Annotated in this window: 9 protein-coding genes; 8 read left to right on the forward strand and 1 reads right to left on the reverse strand. The window is 69.1% G+C overall.

What is annotated here, in order from left to right; genetic code table 11:
* The 8 genes from AC1DY5_RS33475 to AC1DY5_RS33510 all read left to right on the forward strand — a co-directional run.
* Nucleotides 1-199, forward strand: a 199-nt coding sequence (locus AC1DY5_RS33475) for a CHRD domain-containing protein (protein WP_478118523.1), incomplete at its 5' end; no start/stop codon positions are given.
* 60 nt (nucleotides 200-259) lie between these two features.
* Complete coding sequence (locus AC1DY5_RS33480; RefSeq protein ID WP_478118525.1) at nucleotides 260-1,471, forward strand: patatin-like phospholipase family protein; 1,212 nt, start codon at nucleotides 260-262, stop codon at nucleotides 1,469-1,471.
* A 59-nt stretch (nucleotides 1,472-1,530) separates the two neighbouring features.
* Nucleotides 1,531-2,313: a 3-hydroxybutyrate dehydrogenase gene (locus tag AC1DY5_RS33485; RefSeq protein ID WP_478118526.1), complete on the forward strand. Its 783-nt coding sequence runs from the start codon at nucleotides 1,531-1,533 to the stop codon at nucleotides 2,311-2,313.
* 48 nt (nucleotides 2,314-2,361) lie between these two features.
* The gene (locus AC1DY5_RS33490; RefSeq protein WP_478118527.1) at nucleotides 2,362-3,288 is read left to right on the forward strand and encodes a LysR substrate-binding domain-containing protein; all 927 of its coding nucleotides are present in this window, start codon (nucleotides 2,362-2,364) and stop codon (nucleotides 3,286-3,288) included.
* Between the two features lie 79 nt (nucleotides 3,289-3,367).
* Nucleotides 3,368-4,774, forward strand: a complete 1,407-nt coding sequence (gene tcuA / locus AC1DY5_RS33495; RefSeq protein ID WP_478118528.1) for an FAD-dependent tricarballylate dehydrogenase TcuA — start codon at nucleotides 3,368-3,370, stop codon at nucleotides 4,772-4,774.
* Complete coding sequence (gene tcuB, locus AC1DY5_RS33500) at nucleotides 4,761-5,945, forward strand: tricarballylate utilization 4Fe-4S protein TcuB (RefSeq protein ID WP_478118529.1); 1,185 nt, start codon at nucleotides 4,761-4,763, stop codon at nucleotides 5,943-5,945. Before tcuA ends, tcuB begins: the two co-directional genes overlap by 14 nt.
* A gap of 44 nt (nucleotides 5,946-5,989) precedes the next feature.
* Nucleotides 5,990-6,967: a Bug family tripartite tricarboxylate transporter substrate binding protein gene (locus AC1DY5_RS33505; RefSeq protein ID WP_478118530.1), complete on the forward strand. Its 978-nt coding sequence runs from the start codon at nucleotides 5,990-5,992 to the stop codon at nucleotides 6,965-6,967.
* 82 nt (nucleotides 6,968-7,049) lie between these two features.
* Nucleotides 7,050-7,364 (forward strand): cupin domain-containing protein, encoded by a 315-nt coding sequence (locus AC1DY5_RS33510; protein ID WP_478118532.1) that lies wholly within the window; start codon nucleotides 7,050-7,052, stop codon nucleotides 7,362-7,364.
* Between the two features lie 3 nt (nucleotides 7,365-7,367).
* Here AC1DY5_RS33510 and AC1DY5_RS33515 read toward each other — a convergent pair.
* Nucleotides 7,368-7,950: GNAT family N-acetyltransferase (locus AC1DY5_RS33515; protein ID WP_478118534.1), on the reverse strand; the 583-nt coding region annotated here is incomplete at its 5' end.

Genomic DNA, 7,950 nt, shown 5'->3' on the forward strand with positions numbered 1-7,950 from the left:
CTTCCACGGGCCGGCCTCGGCCGGCGCGAACGCCGGCGTCGTGCTGCCCTTCGCATCGCCGGCCAGCCCGATCGAGGGCCAGGCCACGCTGACGGCGGCCCAGGCGGCTGACCTGATGGCCGGCAAGTGGTATGCCAACGTCCACACGGCGGCCAATCCGGGCGGCGAGATCCGCGGCCAGATGCTGCCGAAGATGTAAGCTGGCGCCTGCCGTCCGGCGCGCTGGCGAGGCCGGTGGCGCATGGTGTCAAATGACGCCATGCCCGCCACCCGAAAGCCACGCTCAGCCACCGCTCGCCCCGCCATCCCGCGGGTCGACATCACCACTGCCAGGAAAGCCCTGGTGCTGCAGGGAGGCGGCGCACTGGGGGCCTACCAGGCCGGCGTGTACGCCGGGGTTTTCGAGAGGCACAAGACGCTCGACTGGGTCGCCGGCGTCTCGATCGGCGCCATCAATGCCGCCTTGATCGCCGGCAATCCGCCGGAGCGTCGGGTCCAGCGGCTGCGTGAATTCTGGGACCAGGTCTCGTCGGGGCCGACCCAGCGCCTGCCGGCCTGGTGGGGCGGCGACCGGGCGGCCCTGAACCAGTGGAGCGCCAGTGCGGTGGCGCTGTTCGGCGTGCCGGGCTTCTTCGAGCCGCGCCGCACGCCGGCGATGCTGCTCGGCGGCGCGGCGCCGCTCCTGAGCTACTACGACACCTCGCCGCTCAAGTCCACGCTCGAGCGCCTGGTCGACTTCGACCGCATCAACCACTGCGAAACCCGCTTCAGCGTCGGTGCGGTCAACGTGCGCACCGGCAACTCGCTCTACTTCGACAACACGGTGCAGCGCATCGGTCCCGAACACGTCATGGCCAGCGGCGCGCTGCCGCCGGGATTCGCACCGGTGCACATCGACGGCGAGGACTATTGGGACGGTGGCATCGTGTCGAACACGCCCCTGCAGTACGTGCTCGACATGCATCCGCGCAGCGAGCCGCTGATGGTGTTGCAGGTCGACCTGTTCAGCGCCCGCGGCGCGATGCCGCGCACGCTGGCCGAGACCCTGGAGCGGCAGAAGGACATCACCTATTCGAGCCGCACCCGGATGAACACCGATGCGTTGGCCGCCAACATGAACCTTCAGCAGGCCATCGCCGACCTGATCGGCAAGCTGCCGGCGCCCCTCCGAAAAGATCCGAGCGTGCAGGCTGTCTGCGCCCAGCTGAGCCACGAGCCGATCGAGATCGTGCACCTGATCTATCGCGACAAGCCTTACGAGCTCGATTCGAAGGACTACGAGTTCTCGCGCACCTCAGTCGACGAGCACTGGGATGCCGGGATGCGCGACATCTGCAACACGCTGGACCATCCCGAATGGCTCCTGGCCGCCTCGCAGACGAACGGCGTCACCACCTTCGACCTGACCGAGCCCAACGCCCGCCGGGTCCGCCATCCGATGAAGCTGCCGCAGATTCCGGCCGGCCGGTAGCCCGCACAGGCACGCAGATTGCACGCATTTCCCCATCCCCGTCACAGCAAGGAAAACCCATGCAGCTCAAGGACAAGGTCGCTTTCATCACCGGCTCGGCCAGCGGTATCGGCAAGGAGATCGCCATCGTTTTCGCGCAGGAGGGCGCGAAGGTCGTGATCGCCGACCTCAACAAGCAGGCGGCCGACGCCACCGCCGCCGAACTCACGGCGAGTGGTGCCCAGGCCATCGGCGTCGGCGTCGACGTCACCAGCGAGGAGCAGGTCGATGCGGCGGTCGAGGAGGCGGCCAAGGCCTTCGGCGGCATCGACATCCTGATCAGCAACGCCGGCATCCAGATCGTGCATCCGGTCGAGGAGTTCAGCTTCGCCGACTGGAAGAAGATGCTGGCGATCCACCTCGACGGCGCCTTCCTGACCACCAAAGCCTGCCTCAGGCACATGTACGCGCAGGGCCGCGGCGGCAGCGTGATCTACATGGGCTCGGTGCACTCCAAGGAGGCCTCGCTGCTGAAGGCGCCCTACGTGACCGCCAAGCACGGCCTGATCGGCCTGGCCAAGACGGTCGCCAAGGAAGGCGCCAAGCACAACGTGCGGGCCAACGTGATCTGCCCCGGCTTCGTGCGCACGCCGCTGGTCGAGAAGCAGATCCCCGAGCAGGCGAAGACGCTCGGCATCACTGAGGAGCAGGTGATCAAGAACGTGATGCTCAAGGAGACCGTGGACGGCGAATTCACCACCACCGACGATGTCGCCCGCGTGGCGCTGATGTTCGCCGCCTTCCCGACCAATGCGCTGACCGGGCAGTCCCTTGTCGTCAGCCACGGCTGGTTCATGCAGTGAGCATCGCCAGGACCGCCCTCGAGCCGATCGCCGCCCGTTGAAGCCGCGATGGAGCTGAGGCAGCTGCGCTACTTCGTCAAGACCTGCGAACTGCGCAGCATGGGGCGCGCCGCGCTCGAACTCGACCTGGCCACCTCGGCGCTGAGCCAGCAGATCAGCCGGCTCGAGAGCGAGCTGTCGACGCGCCTGCTGCAGCGCAGCTCGGCCGGCGTCACGCCGACCGACGCCGGCCTGGCCTTCCTGCAGCAGGCCCAGCTGACGCTGCGCCATGCCGACGAGGCGGTGCGGGCCGCGCAGCAGGCACGGCTCGCGGGCCACGTCAGCATCGGCCTGCCGCCGACCACCTCGTCGGTGCTCGGTGTGCCCTTGATCCAGGCCATGGCCAAGCGCTATCCCGATGTCAGGCTGCACCTGGTGGAGGCCTTGTCGGGCCACCTGGCGACCATGCTCAACGGCCGCCAGCTCGACCTCGCGGTGCTGTTCCAGGCCGACGCCGCGCGGCGCTGGAGCGTGCTGCCCTTGCTCGATGAGAAGCTTTTCGTGATCGGYCGTGCCGACCTCCCGGGCCTGCCCAAGGGGCCACAGGTGCGCATCGCGCGCCTGGGCGAGCTGCCGCTGATCCTGCCCAGCGCCTCGCACGGATTGCGCGCCACGCTGGCCGCGGCCTTCGCGAGGGCCCGCGTCGAGCCGCGCGTGGTGGCCGAGATCGACGGCCTGGCGCTTCTGATGGATGCGGTGCGGGCCGGGCAGGGCGCCACTATCCAGCCGGGCGCCGCGACCGCTCGCCTGAGCGACGCCGGCCTGCTGCAGGTGCGCATCGCCGATGCTCAGGTCGGCCGCCGCAACCTGCTGGCCAGCCTGTCGGACGACGAGCTGTCGCCGGCGGCGCTGGCGGCCCGCGTGGTGCTGGCCGATGTTGCGCGCCGGCTGGTGCGCGAAGGCCGCTGGGCCGGCGCCACCCTTCACGAAAACTGAAGACCCCTTGCCTTGGGCGGACTGTCGCCCCGCAGCCTCGCTGCCTACAGTTGTGCTCCACCACGAGGAGACAACGGAAATGATCGATGTGTTGGTCGTCGGCGGCGGCAATGCCGCGCTCTGCGCCGCGCTGATCGCGCGTGAGGCCGGCGCCAGCGTGCTGCTGGTCGAGGCCTCGTCGCGCGAATGGCGCGGCGGCAATTCGCAGCACACGCGCAACCTGCGCTGCATGCACGATGGGCCGCAGGACGTGCTGGTCGAGGCCTATCCCGAAGAGGAGTACTGGCAGGACCTGCTGAAGGTGACCGGCGGCACGACCGACGAGCGTCTCGCACGGATCGCGATCCGTGCCTCCTCGACCTGCCGCGACTGGATGCGCAGCCACGGCGTGCGCTTCCAGCCGCCGCTGTCGGGCGCGCTGCATGTGGCGCGCACCAACGCCTTCTTCATGGGCGGCGGCAAGGCACTCGTGAACGCATATTTCCGCAGCGCCGAAAGGCTGGGGGTCGAGGTCCGCTACGACACGCCGATCATCGCGGTCGAACTCGACGGCGATCGCTTCGTGGCCGCGCGCACGGCGGGCGGCGAGCGCATCGAGGCCCGCAGTTGCGTGCTGGCGGCCGGTGGCTTCGAATCGAACCGCGAGTGGCTCAGCGAGGCCTGGGGCGAGAACGAGCGCGGCGAGCGCCCGGCCGAGAACTTCCTGATCCGCGGCACCCGCTTCAACCAGGGCGTGTTGCTCAAGGCCCTGATCGATGCCGGCGCCGATTCGATCGGCGATCCGACGCAGGCCCACATGGTGGCGATCGACGCCCGGGCGCCGCTGTATGACGGCGGCATCTGCACCCGCATCGACTGCGTCTCGCTGGGCGTGGTGGTCAACCGCGACGCCCAGCGCTTCTATGACGAGGGCGAGGACTTCTGGCCCAAGCGCTATGCGATCTGGGGCCGGCTGGTGGCGCAGCAGCCGGGCCAGATCGGCTATTCGATCATCGACCGCAAGGCGATCGGGCGCTTCATGCCGCCGGTGTTCCCGGGCACCATGGCCGACACGCTGTCCGAGCTGGCGCGCAAGCTGGGCCTGCCCGAAGGGGCCTTCGTCGACACGTTGAGCGCCTACAACGCGGCCTGCCGCGTCGGCCGCTTCGACCACACGACGCTGGACGATTGCCGCACCGAGGGCCTGGCCCCCGCCAAGACCCACTGGGCGCGGCCGATCGATACGCCGCCGTACTACGGCTACGCATTGCGGCCCGGCGTCACCTTCACCTACCTGGGCCTGCGGGTGAACGATCAATCCGCCGTGCACTTCGGCGGCCGGCCGAGCCCGAACCTGTTCGTGGCCGGCGAGATGATGGCCGGCAACGTGCTCGGCAAGGGCTACACCGCCGGCGTCGGCATGGCCATCGGCACCGCCTTCGGCCGCATCGCGGGGGCCCAGGCGGCCAAGGCTGCAAGCAGGGAGTTTGTCGATGCAGCAGCTTGAGGCCCTGACCCGCGAGGCGGTCTCGCTGGCGACCGGCGAGCGACGAGTGATCCCGATCCTGAGCGCGGGCGAGGCCGAGGTCGGCCGCCAGATGCAGATCTGCAACGCCTGCCGCTATTGCGAAGGCTTCTGCGCCGTGTTCCCGGCGATGACGCGGCGGCTCGAGTTCGGCAAGGCCGACATCCATTACCTGGCCAACCTTTGCCACAACTGCGGCGCCTGCCTGCATGCCTGCCAGTACGCGCCGCCGCACGAGTTCGCGGTCAATGTGCCGAAGGCCATGGCCGAAGTGCGCGGCCAGACCTATGCCGACTACGCCTGGCCGCCGGTGCTGGGCCGGCTCTATCAGCGCAACGGATTGACGCTGTCGCTGGCCCTGGCGGCCGGCCTGGCGCTGTTCCTGGCGCTGGCGGTGGCGCTCAACGGGACGCTGTGGGGCGGCCGGCTCGAGGGCAGTTTCTATCGGCTGTTCCCGCACAACCTGCTGGTCGGCCTGTTCCTGCCTGTGTTCGGGTTCGTGGTGTTCGCACTGGCGAAGGGCGTGTTGCGCTTCTGGCGCGAGATCACGCCGGCCACCAGCGGGGCGCCGCTGCAGGCGCCGGCCGCCGCCGAAGCCGCCGATGCCGTGCTGCGCCTGAAGTACCTCGACGGCGGGCACGGCGAGGGCTGCCCCAACGAGGACGATGCCTACACGCTGTCGCGCCGGCGCTTCCATCACTTCACGTTCTACGGTTTCCTGCTGTGCTTCGCGGCCACCGGCGTGGCGACGCTCTATCACTACCTGCTCGGCTGGCAGGCTCCGTATGCGTTGCCGAGCCTGCCGAAGCTGCTGGGCGTGGCCGGCGGCGTCAGCCTGATGGTCGGCACGGCCGGCCTCTGGCGGCTCAACCGCCGGCGTCATCCGATGCATGGTGACGCGGCGCAGAAGCCGATGGACCTCGGCTTCATCGCCTTGCTGTTCCTCACCAGCGCCAGCGGCCTGGCGTTGTGGCTGGGGCGCGGCACGCCGGCGCTGGCGCTGCTGCTGTGCCTGCACCTGGGGGCGGTGATGGCGCTTTTCGCCACCTTGCCCTACGGCAAGTTCGCACACGGCATCTTCCGCAGCGCGGCCCTGCTGCGCCACGCGGTCGAGAAGCGGCAGCCGAATCCGGTCGGCCTCGGTGCCGACTGAAAAGACAAATCGAATTCGAATCAATAACTACCAAGGGAACCACGATGAACAAACGTCACCTGCTGCGCGCCACCACCCTGGTCGCGTCTTCGCTGTTGATGGCCGGCTTCGGCCAGGCACAGGACTTTCCGCCGAACAAGCCGGTGACCGTGGTGGTAGGTTTTTCCGCCGGTGGCGCGGCTGACGCGGCGGCGCGCCTCATCGCCAGGAAGCTGGGCGAGAATATCGGGCAGAGCGTGGTGATCGACAACAAGGCCGGCGCGGGCGGCAACATCKCCCATCAACTGGTGGCCAACGGGCCGGCCGACGGCTCGATGCTGCTGTTCGGATCGATCGGGCCGCTGACCATCGCGCCGCACGTGATGAAGGTGCGCTACGACCCCTTCAAGGATCTGGCCCCGGTGTCGGGCGGCGTCAACTTTCCGAACGTGCTGGTGGTCCACAAGGGCCTGGGCGTGAAGACGCTGGGCGAGTTCGTGGCACTCGCGAAGACCAGGCCCGGCGGCGTGGATTTCGCTTCCRCCGGGGCCGGCTCGGCGTCCCACCTGGCGGGTGAACTGTTCAACCAGCGCGCCGGCATCGACATGGTCCACGTGCCGTACAAGGGCGGTGCGCCGGCGCTCCAGGACCTGCTGGGTGAACGTGTCGCCTCGTACTTCTCGGCGCCGCCCACGGCGCTTCCGCAGGTGGAGGCCGGCAAGCTGATCCCGCTCGCCACCACCGGCTCGACGCGGCCCGCCTACATGCCGAACATCCCCACCGTGGCCGAATCCGGCTATCCCGGCTTCGAGGCGCTGAACTGGTATGCCTTCGTGGCGCCGGGCAAGACCCCGGCGCCGATTCTCGAGCGCTGGAACCAGGAAATCGTCAAGGTGCTGAACGATCCGGGCGTCAAGGAAGCGCTGAACAAGCACGGCCTGACGCCGCAGCCCACCACGCGCGCCGAGCTCACGGCTTTCATGCGCAAGGAGGACGCCAAGTGGAGCGGCATCGTGCGTGACCGCAAGATCACTGCCGATTGAGGCGCCGGCAGTAGCTGCGACGCGAAAGCCAGGGTAGAACGGGGTCTGCGCGGTCCGCGCAATTTCGGTCCAGGAGTTCCTCATGAGCAACGACGACCTGAAAGGCTTCCCTTCAACGGCCAGCAGCTTCGAGGACTTCGAGGCGAAGGCGCGTGCGCTGGGCTTCGACGAGGCGGTGATCCGGGAGTGGGCGCCTCTCACGGTGCTCGAAGAACACACGCATCCCTTCGACGCCAACGCCGTGGTCACGCAGGGCGAGATGTGGCTGAGCTGCGCCGGCGACACGCGCCACCTGGGGGTAGGCGACACCTTCCTGATCCCGACCGGCACGCCACATGCGGAGCGCTACGGCCCGCAGGGCGCGACCTACTGGGTCGCCCGGCGCACTCCGCGCTGAAGCTCAGAGCTTCCGTTCCCAGGTCTCGCCGACGAGCTGCTGGCCGAAGCCCTCGTAGCGTTCCGACTTCACTAGCTTGAAGCCGCGCGCCGCGTAGATCGCGCGCGCCGCCGTGAGGCAGCTGTTGGTCCACAGGACCATCTTCTTGTAGCCCTTGTTGCGCGCGAAGGCGATGCTCTCGTCCGTGAGGCGCCCGCCCAGCCCGAGCCCGCGTGCCTGCGGCGCGAGGATCAGCATGCGCAGTTGCGCGGTCGTGGCCGACTTGCGCACCACGAACACCGCGCCGACCCGCTCCCCGTTGAGCTCGGCGATCCAGCAGCGCTCCCAGGCCGGCTGGAACTTGCGCAGGAACTGGCCCGCGATTTCGGCCACCAGCGCTTCGAACTCGCTGTTCCAGCCGTATTCGCGGGCGTAGATCTCGCCGTGCTGCTGGACCACCCAGCCGATGTCGCCAGGCGCCGGGTCGCGCAGCACCGCGGCCTGCGTGCGGGCGGTAGCGTTCGCGGCGGGGTCGAGCAGCGCCTGCACGGTGGCCATGGCGTCGACCAGCTGGCGGCGCTGCGGCGGCGCCAGCGGGGCAAGCAGG

This window comes from Variovorax sp. P4_D9 (assembly GCF_056401695.1).